A 16,216-nucleotide genomic window follows, 5' to 3' on the forward strand; every position below is an offset into this window, starting at 1 on the left:
ATAGTTTTTTCTATAGCGATAACAATGTGCTATATTTGCAAATATCTTTTACACAGTGGTAATAATCATGCGCTGGGATGGTATTAGCGAATTTGTTTATGTAGCAGATTACGAAAGCTTTACACGCGCGGCAAAAGAATTGGGCATTTCTACCGCGCAGGTCAGTCGACAGATAAGCGCTTTAGAGAAGCGACTGAATATTAAACTGCTGTATCGCACGACGCGTAAGGTATCACTGACTGAAGAAGGTCGCGTGTTTTATCAGCACTGCCGCGGTGTGCTCGATGGCTTGGATGCCGCTGAGCAAGCAGTAAGCAATTTACAATCAAAGCCGCAAGGTAGGATTAAACTGACCGCTCCTGTCACTTATGGCGAGCAGCAATTATTGCCACTGGTCAATGATTTCATGGTGCAATATCGCGATATCGAAGTGACGGCGTTTTTGAGCAATCAAAAAATCGACCTCATTGATGGCGGTTATGATTTGGCGATTCGTATCGGCAAATTAAGTGATTCGACGATGATGGCAAAAAAGCTCAGCCGTCGTACCAATTTCGTCTGTGCCGCGCCTGCTTATCTCGAAAAATACGGCATACCACATTCTTTGAGCGATCTGAGTCAGCATAACTGCTTACTTGGCACACGTGACTATTGGCACTTTATAGAAGATGGCAAAATAGATTCTGGAAAAAACGCTGATAAAGAAAAAAACCTGCGCGTGTCTGGCAGTGTCCAATATAACAGTGGTCACAGTCTAGTTGATGCTGCGTTAAAAGGTCTGGGTATCGTGCAGCTGCCTGACTATTATGTGCAAAAATACTTAGCATCAGGTGAGCTGGTCAGCTTATTGAATAACTATCGAGAGCCTGAAGAAAGTATCTGGGCCATCTATCCACACAACCGTCATTTATCGCCAAAGATTAGACTGCTCGTCGATTATCTAGCAGAGCATTTGGTTTAGCTATGCGTTTTGGCTTAGGCATTCTTTAAGGTGTGTTGTAATGCGAGGCTTTACTATGCGCGGTTTATTACGCACAATGCTACTATCGATGCTACTATCGATGCTACTAAGCACAAGGAATATTATGGTTCACACTAAATATTCGATGTTGTCAGCCATCACGCGCTGAATAAACAATGACAATAAAAGGACTTTTCATGCTTAAGATTCTCTCTATCGCTGCCCTAGCATTAGCCGTATCCTCCTGCGCCAGTGTTGAAAATATTTTAAACGCGCCTGATAAGATGCCATCAACGCCAGCAACGATGACTGCTATCGATGCCGAAAAAGGCTTGGTTACGATGCAAAGCAATCATTCCGTGCAAGATACTGCTGATAAACTGGCGGCAATTATTGAAAGCAAAGGTATGAAAGTATTTGCACGCGTCGATCACCAAAAGAATGCCCAAGGTGTCAATTTAACATTAAGACCGACGCAAGTGATTATGTTTGGTAATCCAAAAGCGGGTACGCCATTGATGAATTGTGAGCAAAGCGTCGCTATCGACTTACCACAAAAAATCCTCATCAGTGAAGATGCTGATAAAAAAGTTTGGTTGTCGTACAATAATCCTGAATATCTCAAAGACCGCCATAATATCGAAGGCTGTGATACCGTCATTGATAATATCTCAAAAGCATTAAATGCGGTCAGCACAGCAGCGGTTGCTAAGTAATACTACACTCAAAAAACACGACCTAAAAAAACAGAAAAGGTGGGTTAGCCAAAACATAACCCACCTTTTTATTTGTTTATGCATTTATTACAAACAATCGGACTGTGCTATTTGTGTATGTAATTCTACTCTTAGCTTCTTTGCACACTCGATAATTTTTCTTCGATCGGCAGGAATTGCACCATACTCAATCGCTGTTTCTCGCATCTGCACAGTGACATCATAATGCGGATAGCTGGCGTTACGGTGAAACAGGCGCGCATCTAATTCAATCAATGCTGCAAAATCATGCAATTCTTGTAATGTATCAGCTAATAGATGACACCACTTATAGCCTTTAAATTCTATTTGCATAAAATCCACATATATCGCCATACATCCTACCTTGCCTATTCATTTTTTGTCCTGAAGCATCAATCAGCTTCAACAATAGGAAACACTCTGTCGTAAACCCAATTAAAGACAAAAGCATATACCAAATAAAATGTCGCCATAGCGATATCCATTTTAAAAGCATCCCACAAACTGATATCCAAGTACCAAGCAATGGCAGGTAAAAACAGCACCAGCAAACCACCTTCAAACAGTGCAGCGTGTAATATTCGTATAGGAACTGTCTTTTTTACATCACCACGTAGTTTAAGCAGGGCATTATCAATAAGATATTATAAAAATAATTCCACACCGTCGCGACGATAGAGCCTGCCAATGCTATTACACCCATTGAATGCAGTTCAAAGCCAAATACCCAACTTGCTAGCGGTGCAAAAATCAATAGACCGATGATTTCAAACCCTAAGGCATGGCGAATACGGTCTTTAGTGCTACGCATGGTTTGTTCCAAATTTATCTATCATTTGTCCGCTCACTATCGCTAATAACTGTCGCTAACAAGTACTGCTAGTTAATAAGTACTGCTGGCTAAATGGACTTATAATAAATCGTGTACATTTTTTTTCAGCTGCTTAAGTACTTTCTGGTATCCATTGTCATTGATTTCAACGGTACTTAAACGTCCATAGCGTAGCTGACGATAATCTTGTCTGATTTGCGTGATTTTTTCTTGAATAACGTCAGGATGATCACTGTCCGTTAATGTACTAGCATTACTTGTCTTAGCTTCATCATTGACATTTGTATCATTGCGACTATCAATAGCACTGGCTAAGCGCTCAAGCCATGCTAGCTGTCCCTCGCTATCGGTACGAGCTAATGATTTATCTTGCTTAGCTATACGCTGTGACAGCTGCATAAGTGGCAAATCTGCTGGATGCCAGTGCTTGCGGCGTCGATACCAGATGATAAATACCAAAATAACCATGACCGTAATAGCACTCGCCGCCAACCAGATAACTTGCTGCATGATAGATTTGATATTGAACCATTTAAGCAATGAGCCAGCTTGCTTATCCTTATCATAGCCAACGACGTCTTTTTGCCAATAATAACTGGCTTGATCTGAGAAACGACGTAAGGTTTGTAGCATTTGATACTGTTGATAGTTAAACTGCGCACCTGCACCATCACCAAACATTGCTGCGCCTTGAGACTGTGTTAGCGCATCCATCCCTTGCTCCACACGCTCAGGAGCAACAAAGGCAGTGGGATCAACACGTACCCAGCCTTGACCTTCTAGCCAAACCTCAGTCCACGCATGCGCATCCTTCTGCCGCACTTCCCAAACATCACCGCCACGACTTAGCTCGCCACCTTGATAGCCTGCCACGACTCGTGCTGGTACGCCAGCTGCGCGCATCATAAAGGTAAAGCTTGAAGCGTAATGCTCACAAAACCCTGCCTTGGTATTAAACAAAAACTCATCAATACGGTTATCATTTAACCGTGGCGGCGATAGTGTATAACGAAAGTCCGTTCGATTGATCCAGCGCTCAATAGCCACCATATAACGCACAGGATCAGAGCCTGACTGCGCAAAAAGCTGCTTAGCCAATGCTCGTGTTTGTGGATTACCCTCACTTGGCAATGCTAGATTTCGACGCCTTGAGTTATCACTGAGTATAGGGTCGATACGCATCGACGAGAACTGTAATACGTTATAGCGCAATTGCTGCGTAATAGGTTGGTTATTTAATAACGTGAAATTTGAGGTAGTACTAATATTTGGTTGATTGGTAAACGGGTAATCAAGTCCAAATAACCAGTTTTGTTGGGTAGGTTCTAAGATAATTTGATAGCTGTTTGGTGCTACTTGCTCGGCTTCAGGAACGGTAGCAAACACGTTTTCAATCCAAGTGGGTCTTTGCGATACCGATTGCCACTGTCGCTGCTGAGGGCTAGGACGCCAAGTCACCCCATCAAAGTCACTAAATACCAAACCGCGCCAATAGAGCTGCTGCTGTGGTGGGCGGTCATTTTTAAACTCTACCCGAAATGCCAGCTCAGTTGATTGTCCCAAATTAGCAAAATCACCAGGTGACATACTGTCGGAGACACCCGTGGTTGCTTGCTGACCTGAGAGCTGAACGGACCATAGCGGTGGTAAACGTGGAAAAAACAAAAACAACACCACCAATAACGGTAGCGCACCAACACCCAGCACACACAAAGTACGCAGACGACCATCACCACGAGCATTGCCATCATCGTTTAATGCAATGAACGCGAGCAACACGATAATCGCACCAATCGCAACTTCTAAAGTCGTAAACAGTCCTTGATCCATCAAAAACAATGCCGCCAGTACAAACAATGATAGGTTTAATACCACATAAGCATCACGCCGTTTATACACCTCCCACAGCTTGCTAATGAGACATAGCACTAAAAACGCCACGCCCATATCCAGTCCAAACGCTGTATTGTAAGTCAGCCATAGACCTGCCAGCCCCAATAAAAAGCCGAGCATTTGCATGCCTTGATAGACACGTTTTAAATGCGCTATTTTTTTGAACTTAGCTTTTATAGACGGTAGCTGTGCGGCGATGCTGACCACCGCAAAACCTATCAACCAAAACGGCAGATGCGCCGCATGAGGTAAAATAACGGTAATTTGAGCAATTAGTACCCAATAATAAGCAGGTAAGGCGAATAGCTTACGAGTCCATTTTGCAGCGCTATCCTGTAGAACACGATCAGTGACGTTTTGACCCAGTGCCAACTGCTCAAAGCTTGTGGGACTTGTTTCAGGAAAACCTATAAATGTGTTTTCAGCTTCCTTTGTAGGGATTTTTTTTGAGTTGGTCCTATTAGTCATTGTGCTTTCGCCAACCTTAGCAAGCACGCTTGTGCAAAACTGTCGCCTTCACCCATTGGTGCAGTAGAATGGGTGTCATTGGGTAAGCGCATATGAAATATCACGCCCAGCTCACCTAATTTCATCGCCCCATACGCCAGTTGTGCCAGTTTTTGCTCATGATGTGCTGCTGGCATATCCGCATAATCCAACGTTTGCTCATGACCGACTGGATCAGCAAAGTGCTTGGTCAACATGCCTTGACCACGTGCTACATGTCCCCACGACACCCGTGCCAGCGACTCGCCTTCAACGTAGTTATCTAGCCGCTCAAAATCATCTTGACCTTGCCGATATTGCCCACCTGTTGGCAAATCCTCCTGACTGGCAACGGCATACTGCGCCTGCCAATCAAACACTTCAGGTTTTGGATAGACCCAAGCAGTACGGGCAAAATAAACATAGGACCATGCCCTCATGATACCTAACGGATAAACCGTTTTTATTTTTAAGCGTGGTAATTCAAACTGCCCATGATTCTGCGTCGGTACTGGCAAGCGAATCACTTGCTCGCCTTGCAGTCGTGTCACCAGTATTGAGTGCTTATTATCAGCGCTATGTTTGATTTTTTTATGGACTTTTTTATCTTTCTTGCTATTAGCCTTGTCATCAGCCTGCTCAAAGCTAAATAACAACTGTCGTCTCGGTTGACGGCTCTCACTGCGCAACTGTAAAGTCACCCAAACAGGCGCGCCCGCTTCTGCCATAGTCACTTCAAGCAAACGTACTTGCAGACCTGAAATGTGCGCAAAGGTTACATGAAAGCTGATAAGCCAGACACTGACCAAATAAAAACATAAACCTAACACCAAGTTATTGCCATAGTTAATGCCAGCGATAAAGGTGATGATTAATAACACTGCATATAGCGTCCCTTCACGGCTAAAAAAGATATAGACGTTACGCAAATTGAGGATAGCACTATCGCTTTTGGGCGCACGCGAGGCAAACCAACGGCTTAATGCTGAAGTGGCTGGTACGGTTAAGGCTTTTGGCAAAAAGCTCATGACTACCCTATCCTTACCATAAAATTGATACTCTCATTCATAATTGGTGATAGCTTTAAAACAAATACGCTATGAAACAACAAACAACTAAAAAATAAGTGCTCAGATAACAGTGATTGAAATAACAACTATTTAAATAACCACCATTTAATTGATAACAGCCACTTCTGCCAATATACGTTGCGCGATTGTCTGCGTCGCCTGCCCACCAGTCACATGCGCTGGGACAAAACGCTGACCGAGACGATGATCTGTGACCGCGGCAAACACCGCTTGGATATCCTCAGGTGTCACTTCCATATACCCCGATACGTACGCATAAGCCTGCGCGGCACGCTGTAGCGACAATACTCCGCGCGGTGATAAGCCATGATACTCGGAGCTTGCTCGTGTCTTTGCGACCAATCGCTGCAGATAATCCAAGACCACATCCGCGACATAAACGTGTTTAACACCTTGCTGTGCTAATAAGACCGCCTCGGTATCAAGCAGCGCATCTAAATTTTTTAGTAGCTCGCGGCGATCCTGACCTTTTAATAGCTCACGCTCTGCGGTAGGCGACGGATAACCAAGCGACAAGCATAGTAAGAATCTATCTAGCTGCGATTCAGGAAGCGGATAGACACCTGCTTGCTGTAGAGGATTTTGGGTTGCAATGACAAAAAACGACTGCGGCAAAGGATAGGTTTGCCCATCTTGGGTGACTTGTCGTTCTTCCATCGCTTCTAGTAACGCGCTTTGCGTCTTAGGGCTAGAGCGATTAATCTCATCAGCGAGTAGCAGCTGAGTAAAAATAGGACCTGCTCGAAACTCAAATTGCTGTTTCTTTTGATCATAAATGCTCATCCCCAAAATATCTGCTGGCAGCATATCATTGGTGAACTGTACACGGCTAAAGCTCAAGCCTAATAATTGCGCCAAGCCTTGCGCCAATGTCGTCTTGCCCATACCCGGCAGATCTTGCAGTAACAAATGTCCACCTGCCAAAATACCACTCAGCGCAAGCTTAACCACTTGCGGCTTATCTAACACAATATGATTTAACTGCGCCATAAGTTGGGCAATTTTTTGCTGATTGTGATGATAATCGGCAGCGCTAAAGGTCGGCTTATGAATCACCTCTGCTGCTGATTGATGTAGTGTTGTAATGGATCTATCGATGGCTGCGTGGGTCATAGTCAATTATTGGCTCATTTCTTATGGGATTAGTGTTTCTAGGGCGTGTTCTTATTTTGAAAGTGGTGATAAAAATGAGATAAATGGCAGCCAAACAAGGAAAATAGCACAGATACCATCAAGATATTAACCAATTTTTTGACATGATTTGGCAAAATTTAACCATCTTTAGCCCATTTAGTCGCTTTCGTTTAGCTTGAGGACACACCATAAACTGGCTATTGCTTTGAGTCATCTTCAATTATCGGCACGGCGGCACGAAGCGTTGACAGATAAGCGATGACATCTGCGCGTTCTTGCGCATCGGGCATCGGGTTTGATAGCATTTTTGAGTCTAGCATGGCTTTTTCTGCATCTGCAATATAAGGGTCGAGCGTTTGCGCATCCCATACCCAACCTGATGTTTTTAGCCCGTCACTATAGGTGTAATCTTCTAGCTCTGCGGCGGGCGCACCGTATATATTCATCAGCTGCGGACCTTTTTTGTTGAGCCCCGCATTCAGCTGATGACATTGACCACAAGCGTCTTGATAAATGATCGCGCCGTTATCAGCATCACCTTCCGTATAGAGCGGCAATGTCACAGCAGCACGATGATCCGGTGGCGTACTTTCTCCGCAAGCGCTGAGCAATAAAACAGCAGCAAATATACTGCTTATTTGATATTTATTAATGATGGGCATTTTCGGCAATCTTTGGTTAAGGAGTGTCAGCTATAGGTGAACAATATAGATAATAAGGTAAGGGTCAAACACATGCAAAGTGGAACCCTCTTCACGTCTAAATAGCTGTTTGTAAAAACATAACGTTATTTATTGGGGCATATCGAGCCAATAAACAACGCTTATAGGACAGTTTGAGTAAAACTTTTGTAATGTATGACGATAAAGAATTTATGAACGATTAAGCCGTGTAGAATATTCCATAAATAGGCACTGTTGATAGTTGCATATCAAACGCACTCTCAATGACTTTAGGTCGCAACTTTTATCGTACTGCTGGGTTCTTCTAAATAATAGCCTTGTAAATAGCGCGCGCCCACGCTCCAAGCAACGGACATGGTTGCCGCATCTTCAATATAAGGCATCAATACGTCCACATTGACTTCATTCGTACGCATAATAAGTGATTTGACAGTTTCTAAATTGTCTGCTGAGTCAATGCCATCCACATAGCTGCGTGCTAAACGCACCATATCTGGCTGCACAAAACTGACAATCTCTATGGATTTAGCAGAAGAACCGAAATTATTGATGCCCATCTGACAGCTGACTTGGCTAAGGGCGGCAAATTGTGTTTTTGCCACTGTGAGATGGTCTGAGACATCTTTTTCGTTGAACTGCAAGGTGAGCACACCAGCTGCACCGCCCACCGCTTTTATAAGCTGACTGGCAACACTAGGCAGTTTTTTGTCTATCAATGAGGCACTAGTCAATTGCACTAGCAATCTGGCTTCAGGATGTGTTTTACGTACCTCATTGACCTTTTTACAGGCATTGATGAGCACCCAACGATCTATTTTTTCGAGCAATTTATGCGTCTTGGCGACTGCCATAAATTGATCAGGTGTCAATATCGTATTGTCCGCATCCGCCAATGGCAACCGCAGATATACTTCAAAAAAGTCGCTTCGGTCATTGTTAATATCATATATTGGCTGGAATGACAGCTCAAAACGGCTATTGGCAATGGCATCAACTAAAGATTCGGCAAGCGCATGATCATCACTATTGGCATGCTCGCTTGGATCGTACAAATGATAAGTGCCGCCATGATTAGAGGTCTCTATCATAATCTGATTGATAGCATCCATCGCACGTTCGAGCACGATACTTGGCTCTGCTGTATTGGTTTCGATTTTGACAATACCAATACTGACAGTCGTACTGGTCGTACGCTTATCTACTTCAATGAGCATATCACTGATACGTGAACCAATTTGCTTAGCCAGTGTTTCAAGCTCTGTGGTGCTCTTGTCCTCGACCAGTATGGTAAAGGCGGTATCACTGAAACGACTCACATGCCCGTCTGATATCAGCTCATCTAACGCATAGGCGACTTGCTTGACGGTCGCATCTACCCCTTGCAAACCTAGACTGCTTCTTATTTTACCGACATTATCGAGCTGAATATACAAAAGCCCAGCCGTCAGTACACCTTGACGTGCTTGCTGGTACACGATTGCCATTTGTTCTTCAAAGCCGCGGCGGTTGTTGATTCCTGTCAGGCTATCTTTACATTCAGCGGCCGCCAAACGCTTGGCGACTTCCGCACTGTTATTATGGTTTTGTTGGATAATAACCTGCGTCACTGGCTCGCCATCTAAGGTCGCTGCTGCCAATTGTAGCTTTGCCTCAAAAGTACTGCCATCCATCCGCTTACTTTCAAAATTGAACTCGACTTCTTGGCGGCTGCCTTTATCAAATTGACGTAAAAACTGTTTGAAACCCTTAACGTTATCACCGCCTGCAATCAGGTCAACAACAGGCACGCCTATGGCATCATTAATCGACTCAAAACCAAAAAGCTGAAGATAAGGGTCATTGGCAAAAATATGGATACCCTGATCAATATAAGCAACCGCACTTTTAGAGTTTTTAATCAATACGTTGGCGCGTTGCTCTGCTTCAGAGAGAACATGGCGCAACGTTCTAAGCTCACGACGACTGCGTAAATTATCATGCTGTAGACAGATAGACATTACTACTGCCATCTCTTGGTCTACTTTGAGCGATTTGACCATCGTGCCGCTAATAATATCAGGTAGCCCCTCATCGTTATTGGCGGACGCTGCCATCTCTTCATTGAATAGGCAGATCATAGGCAAATCAATACTTTGCTCTTGAACGACGCCCACCACATCGGTGAAACTCATATCATAAGCATTGCCAAACACCAAGACATCCCACGGTTGTCGAAGTGACTTTAACAGCTCCTCTTTATCGTCCAAAAACCCTAAATTGATGGTGTCATAATAGCAACCTAGTAAGTGCACAAGACGCTCAGCGTAGAGCTGATCGTCATCAATGACTAAAAGGTTTAAGATGGACTGAGTACGCATAAGAAGCCTTTTGGATCTTGTGATCTTATTTTTATGTTTGATACCCTACACCTTTTCCAAGCATTAACCTAGCAAGGAAAATACTATCAGGGATAGGCTTAGCGGTTTTTAGTAGATTGGCATCGTCTTTCGAATCAAGGCGACATCTTGGCGAAGCAAAAACATCATATAAACGAACATAACTGTATCAATCATTATAGACAATAACTTGACTGATTGCAGACTAACTTATCATCATTATTCAGTACATTTATTCACTGCTATTATCGAATAAAAAAATTCAATGAAGTAACCTTTAAACCAGTATTTATTGACATTACTATTTGACAACTTTTCAATAGACGCTCAAACAAACTACAGCTGCACCACCTCATACTGGCTGAATTCATCCGTAATCAGCAACCTCTGTCCCAAACGTAAAGGGGTTTGTTTGCTATTAATACGCATAATGACTCTATCATCGGTCTGAAAGTAAGAAGTCGGTACAATCAAAGTACCAGTGGTTTGTAGTCGCTCATCTCTACCAAGGATAAATGCTGGCACAAAATGGCGACTACGCGTTTCTCTACCTTCTAAACGCAAGCCACAAGCCACTAGCTGATGTCCGAGTACTTGCCACTCGATCTCTGGGTTTTTGCTATCAAAATCAAGCCAGCGCGCCACGCCCATTGACCAATCAGGCGGCGTGATTGTATCAGATCGACAGACCAAAAAAAGGCTCATCATATGTAATGCTGGCGGTGCAGTCGTCGCAGATGTATCCTCATCAGCCACTATGTTAAGACTGTCTTTATGAAAGCCATCATTATGAAAGCGGTCTTTATTTAAAATATCTACTGTTGGTAATAATCGTAGGGTACGAAATAATGATAAATCATCATTACGATCAAAGGTTTCACTGGCTAATACGTGGCTGCTGTCTTGTTTTTTATTCACGGTATCATAACGAGGACGCTGCTCATCTGGTAACTCTTTTATAGCGATTAAACTGGTAAAGCTGTGCGAATGGCTCACCCGATAATGAATATTATTAAAACCTGTAATCAAAACAGCGTCTTCTTTCGCACTATGTTTAGTCGCTAGGGTGAGCGGCGGCTGTAAATAGCGGTAATTGAGCGTCATCGCTATTTTATTAAGCAAGTGACTCTCAACGCCGTCACCCCCTTCCGTAACTAAAGCCTGTTTGCGTCGTTTAAGATACTCAACCAGCGGGGCAATTTCTATGAATAAACAGTGATAGCGATTGTCGTATGGGTTGATTGTAGAGCTGGCCGTCAGGTAAGTTGGCGGATTGTCACTTTGTAAATCAACGAACACGCGGGTCTCGGTGGTTGGCTCAATCGTCGCAACGATATGCTTAGCCCATTCAGGTAACAAACGTTGGACGAGCAGAATATTGGGACGACGCATGGCACGTACATTTAATAGACTGTATAAACAAATTTGGCAATACAGCTGATGGACTGTCTTAGCACGCTGAGTACCTATCATCACACTCATATTAATCTCAGCCGCATGATACTGATAAGCAAGGTAATACAGCTGATTGATTTTGTGCCATAAGTAAGATGAGGGTTTTTGATAGCACAGTGCTTCTTCGCCCAATAGCTTCTGATACATCTGCAGCGTCTGGTAAATAGCAATGGCGAGTGTCGTTGATGAAGACTTATCAACATTAAAATAGCGCTGCCAGCCATTACTTGCAGCATATTTTCGCTGATTATTGAGCAATGAAGTTTTATGACGTATCACTCTGTCATAGACCATAATCATTGAATAATATAGCGACTTTATTTGAGCCACATAACCCATTTGAATGTCGCTAAGCGCACCTGTTTCATAAATATAAGACTGTCGCAAAGTGGCAATTAACTGATCTGAGGCGTCTATCACTGTCGCCATAAGGGTAAGACGTTGCGAATCATCTATATTAGCTACGCGTAGTACCGTAAGTATTTTTGCTAATTGTTCAGCTTGCTGTGCTTGCGTTTGCGAAGGTAACGCTGCCAACAATTTTAGCAAATAACCTTCTTGGCCATTAGCGGATCGCTTAGAAACTAGGGGCAATGCCTCTGTAGAAGATAGGTGCTCTTGAAACGTCGATAAAGTTATCATCAGTATTCCTAGTAATCTTGAGTAACTTGGCAGGAGGCAAATATTCAACCATGCCGTATGCAACAACACAAGATAAAAGATACAAATCAGCAGCAACCATCAAAATCGACAGCACCCATTTTTAGTAACGATTACGTTCTATAGCATCATCTAACCGCACTCCCATCTTCTAAAAACCACGCTTTGTTCACTAATTTTTCAATATACCATAATGCCTATATTAACGATCATTGTAAATATCAATCGGTACCTTGAACGGTCTATTTGGTAGCTCACGTACCAGCTTGGGTACCAAGTAACCAGGGAGTGCTGCCAACAATGACCAATACAGCTCAATTGCGAAGCGTTCATCATTATCGAAATGTGCGGCACCAGCCACTTTATCCAGTACGTGCAAATAATAAGGCAACACACCAGCGGAAAACAAACGCTGACTTAATTGTGTTTGAACAGCAACGCTATCATTGATGCCTTTTAATAGCACCGCTTGATTCAATAACGTTATGCCAGCCGCTCGAGCACGTTGCAGATGCTCTGCTGTTAAGGCATCGATTTCATTGGCATGATTGCAGTGGATGACCATCACAATATGACAGCGACTTTGAGACAGTCTGGTCAATAATGCATCATCCAAACGTGCTGGTATGACCAGCGGCAAGCGTGTATGCAGACGAATAGTGGTCAATTGCGGAAGTGACTCTAAAGTATCTAGCCAAGCAAACAGGCGTCTATTTGTCACATTCAGTGGATCACCGCCACTCAAAATCACCTCATTGATCTCAGGGTGCGAAGTTATGTAATCAATAATATTTTCTTTGGCATCAGCCGTCGGCATATTGGCACTATAGTCAAAATGCTGACGGAAACAGTAACGACAATGAATGGCACAAGCACCTGTCACGGTCAATAATACTCTGGATTGGTACTTATGCAGCATACCCTTGACTGGGTTTTGCGTATTCTCGCTCAAGGGATCTGCAACATAGCCCGTTACCTTGATTTGCTCGCGCTGATCAGGCAATACTTGTCTCAGTAAAGGATCATTGCTATCGCCGATACTCATTTTTGCCACAAATCCACGTGGTACGCGCAGCTCAAAATGCTTAGGTACATAAACCTCTGCACGCAATGATTCTAGCCTTAGGATGCTTAACAGCTCATCGATAGACGTAATGGCCTCGGATAATTGCGTTTGCCAGTTTTTTTGTGTGATTAAATGGTTTATCATGACAACCTAATACCTGTGCCCAAAAGTCGCTATTATACGCGCTTAGTGCGTAGCCTATCAAAGCATACGACCTATCCTTTAAACACTTAGCGTAATAAGCGATTTTAACGCAGCAAGCTATTCATTCCCTTATCTACCACCCTATTTATAACCCCTAGGAGTTTCTTGTGGCAAGTTTTTCTACTAATGAATTTAAAGCTGGTCTAAAAGTCATGCTCGATGGCAACCCTTGTGCCATTCTTGAAAACGAGTTTGTCAAACCAGGTAAAGGTCAAGCCTTTAACCGTGTTAAATTACGCAACCTTCGTAGTGGTAAAGTATTGGAACAAACCTTTAAGTCAGGCGATAGCTTAGAAGCTGCTGATGTCATGGATACTGAAATGAACTATCTATATAACGATGGTGAGTTTTGGCATTTCATGCACCCTGAAAGTTTTGAGCAGATTCAAGCGGACAAAACAGCGATGGGCGATTCAATAAAGTGGCTAAAAGAAAACAGTAATGCACTATGTACCATCACTTTATTCAACGGTACTCCTCTTTCAGTAACACCGCCTAACTTCGTTGAGTTGCAAATCACTGAAACAGATCCTGGTGTGCGTGGTGATACTTCAGGTGGTGGCGGCAAACCTGCCAAGTTAGAGACAGGTGCTGTCGTCCGTGTGCCATTGTTTGTACAACAAGAAGAAGTCGTACGTGTTGATACTCGCACAGGTGACTATCAAACTCGCGTTAGCCAATAGTATGTAAAAGTCATAGCGCTCGACATAATAGGACTTATATAATAGAACTTAACAGTTAGCCTCTAGCTGTTATTCCACAAAAAAGCTGAACCACTGATAAAGCGGTTCAGCTTTTTTTATTTATGAATATTTTTTTAATATTGTCTCTGTAGTTGATTTGATTAAAAAGTACTCCAAAGCAACCGAGTAAAAATTCATATGGAGTATGTCAAGCAAGGTTAACGCTGTGGTTTTTTATAGTGGATGAACTGTCGGTATTGATGACAGCGATGATAAATAACCTTCTATACATTTTTACCAAACCACTACTCTGCTGATGAGTGTTTCTGTATCAGCCAATATTGTACCAATGCATTCAACTGCTCTTGTTTAAAAGGCTTGGTACAGTAATCTTGCATCCCAACTTTTAAATACTTTTCGCGCTCACCATCCATTGCATTGGCGGTCAACGCAATAATAGGTGGTAATGATTGAGGATCATAGAGTTCATGCAATTTAATAGTGGCCTGTACGCCATCTAAAATAGGCATGTGATGATCCATTAAAATGACATCATAACGCTCAGGTGAGAGCGCAAAAATTTCAATGGCCTGCTGCCCATCAGTGACATGCGTGACCGTATGACCACTATTATTCAGGGCTTTTTTAGCGATAATGGCATTGACGGTATCGTCTTCAACCAACAATATATGACCAGCACGCTCATGGGTCGGCTCAATCATCGTAAAGTCATTTGAATCTTGCCACATCTCATACTGGTTTTCATCAATAGTCGGTAGCGGCAATAAAACACTGAACGTAGTACCAACACCCACTTCGCTATCCACATCGATATAACCGCCCATCAAATCAACCAAAGACTTACAAACCGAGAGTCCTAGACCTGTGCCACCATAAAGACGGTGGGTAAATTTATTTGCTTGGTCATAAGCATCAAATATCGCATCCAATGACTCAGCTTTGATGCCGACACCCGTATCTGTGACTTCAATGCATAAGGTCATGACTTCATGATAGATGGTATTACTGATAGCTTCTTGAGCCGTTATTTTGCTGAGATCACTTGCCGAAATGCCTTGAGCGCGATATTGGTCAGCGCTGTCACCGTCAAAACCATCACAATGACAATTGGGTACATGTTTGACATCAATACTGACTCGCCCACCCTCACGAGTGAATTTAATCGCATTATTAACAAGGTTTGCTAAAATTTGTTTGAGGCGTACCGGATCGCCTTGCACATAGGGCGATAACGACTCGGTATAATGGTAGTCTAAAATGAGCCCTCGCTGACGTGCTTTGACAGCAAAGAGGCTGACCACCTCATTACATAATGCAGATAAGTTAACAGGAATAGAATCAATGGTCATTTTCCCAGATTCTACTTTCGATAAATCTAAAATCCCGTTAATGATCGCCATCAAATGCTCATTGGAAACTTTGATATTGTCCACGTATTCTTGTTGTTCACTGCTAAGTTTGGTCTCACCGAGCATCTCCACCATACCAATAATACCATTCATCGGGGTGCGGATTTCATGACTCATATTGGCCAAAAAGTCTGATTTCATCTCATTGGCATGTTTGGCATCACGCTGCTTATCCTGTAACTGCAAGGCATCTGCCGCCATCATCGCAAATTGAGCCAACACCTTTGCTTTTTGCTCATCAAAGTCATGATTGGGCTTCATATCCATCACACACAGCGAGCCCAAACGATAGCTTTTATTGTCCTCATGCAAGATAATTGGCGCACCAGCATAGAACTGTAGGTATGGCGATTCTGTCACTAGGGGATTGTGGCTAAAGCGACTATCTTTGGTTAAATCCGGTACTACAAAGACGTCGTTAGAAAGCACGGTATAATTGCAAATAGCCACTGTAAATACCCCATTCTTAACACAACATCATCGTAGAATAATTAAGCCACCTGCCTGTACTCAGCAGGTGTCATAT

The 16,216-nt window shown here is 43.1% G+C and carries 14 protein-coding genes; 3 read left to right on the forward strand and 11 right to left on the reverse strand.

The genetic code is table 11. The features are described from left to right. Nucleotides 1-67 precede the first annotated feature (67 nt). Together JMX95_RS12885 and JMX95_RS12890 are read left to right on the forward strand one after the other, a co-directional pair. On the forward strand, nt 68-961 hold the full coding sequence (locus JMX95_RS12885; RefSeq protein WP_045453282.1) for a LysR family transcriptional regulator: 894 nt from the start codon (nt 68-70) through the stop codon (nt 959-961). A 197-nt stretch (nt 962-1,158) separates the two neighbouring features. Continuing rightward, nucleotides 1,159-1,677 carry a DUF302 domain-containing protein gene (locus tag JMX95_RS12890; RefSeq protein ID WP_201561015.1) on the forward strand — a complete coding sequence of 173 codons (519 nt, stop codon included), beginning with the start codon at nt 1,159-1,161 and terminating at the stop codon, nt 1,675-1,677. Nucleotides 1,678-1,764: 87 nt separating this feature from the next. Here the strand turns inward: JMX95_RS12890 and JMX95_RS12895 are convergent, their stop codons facing one another. From JMX95_RS12895 to epmB, 10 genes are all read right to left on the reverse strand, one after another. Beyond that, nucleotides 1,765-2,052, reverse strand: a complete 288-nt coding sequence (locus JMX95_RS12895; RefSeq protein WP_201561016.1) for a DUF4031 domain-containing protein — start codon at nt 2,050-2,052, stop codon at nt 1,765-1,767. A gap of 38 nt (nt 2,053-2,090) precedes the next feature. Continuing rightward, complete coding sequence (locus JMX95_RS13860; protein ID WP_201561023.1) at nt 2,091-2,336, reverse strand: PACE efflux transporter; 246 nt, start codon at nt 2,334-2,336, stop codon at nt 2,091-2,093. Next, nucleotides 2,300-2,509 (reverse strand): chlorhexidine efflux transporter, encoded by a 210-nt coding sequence (locus JMX95_RS13780; RefSeq protein WP_201561017.1) that lies wholly within the window; start codon nt 2,507-2,509, stop codon nt 2,300-2,302. Before JMX95_RS13780 ends, JMX95_RS13860 begins: the two co-directional genes overlap by 37 nt. A gap of 99 nt (nt 2,510-2,608) precedes the next feature. Further along, nucleotides 2,609-4,891: a transglutaminaseTgpA domain-containing protein gene (locus JMX95_RS12910; RefSeq protein WP_201561018.1), complete on the reverse strand. Its 2,283-nt coding sequence runs from the start codon at nt 4,889-4,891 to the stop codon at nt 2,609-2,611. Next, on the reverse strand, nt 4,888-5,937 hold the full coding sequence (locus JMX95_RS12915) for a DUF58 domain-containing protein (protein WP_201561019.1): 1,050 nt from the start codon (nt 5,935-5,937) through the stop codon (nt 4,888-4,890). The genes JMX95_RS12910 and JMX95_RS12915 overlap by 4 nt, the downstream gene beginning before the upstream one ends. A gap of 147 nt (nt 5,938-6,084) precedes the next feature. Then, nucleotides 6,085-7,113 (reverse strand): AAA family ATPase, encoded by a 1,029-nt coding sequence (locus JMX95_RS12920; RefSeq protein ID WP_265089729.1) that lies wholly within the window; start codon nt 7,111-7,113, stop codon nt 6,085-6,087. Nucleotides 7,114-7,331: 218 nt separating this feature from the next. After that, nucleotides 7,332-7,796 carry a c-type cytochrome gene (locus JMX95_RS12925; protein WP_193836992.1) on the reverse strand — a complete coding sequence of 155 codons (465 nt, stop codon included), beginning with the start codon at nt 7,794-7,796 and terminating at the stop codon, nt 7,332-7,334. Nucleotides 7,797-8,086: 290 nt separating this feature from the next. Then, the gene (locus JMX95_RS12930) at nt 8,087-10,174 is read right to left on the reverse strand and encodes an EAL domain-containing protein (RefSeq protein WP_201561020.1); all 2,088 of its coding nucleotides are present in this window, start codon (nt 10,172-10,174) and stop codon (nt 8,087-8,089) included. Between the two features lie 354 nt (nt 10,175-10,528). Continuing rightward, on the reverse strand, nt 10,529-12,289 hold the full coding sequence (locus JMX95_RS12935; RefSeq protein WP_201561021.1) for a hypothetical protein: 1,761 nt from the start codon (nt 12,287-12,289) through the stop codon (nt 10,529-10,531). Nucleotides 12,290-12,509: 220 nt separating this feature from the next. After that, nucleotides 12,510-13,517, reverse strand: a complete 1,008-nt coding sequence (gene epmB, locus JMX95_RS12940) for an EF-P beta-lysylation protein EpmB (RefSeq protein ID WP_201561022.1) — start codon at nt 13,515-13,517, stop codon at nt 12,510-12,512. Between the two features lie 167 nt (nt 13,518-13,684). On the opposite strand from epmB, the gene efp reads away from it, so the two are divergent. After that, nucleotides 13,685-14,260 (forward strand): elongation factor P, encoded by a 576-nt coding sequence (gene efp, locus JMX95_RS12945; RefSeq protein ID WP_045444336.1) that lies wholly within the window; start codon nt 13,685-13,687, stop codon nt 14,258-14,260. Between the two features lie 305 nt (nt 14,261-14,565). Here the strand turns inward: efp and JMX95_RS12950 are convergent, their stop codons facing one another. Further along, a complete protein-coding gene (locus tag JMX95_RS12950; protein ID WP_227676069.1) occupies nt 14,566-16,140 on the reverse strand; it encodes a GAF domain-containing hybrid sensor histidine kinase/response regulator in 1,575 nt (524 codons plus the stop codon). Between the last annotated feature and the right edge of the window lie 76 nt (nt 16,141-16,216).

The organism is Psychrobacter sp. NC44 (genome assembly GCF_904846655.1).
Lineage (GTDB): Bacteria > Pseudomonadota > Gammaproteobacteria > Pseudomonadales > Moraxellaceae > Psychrobacter.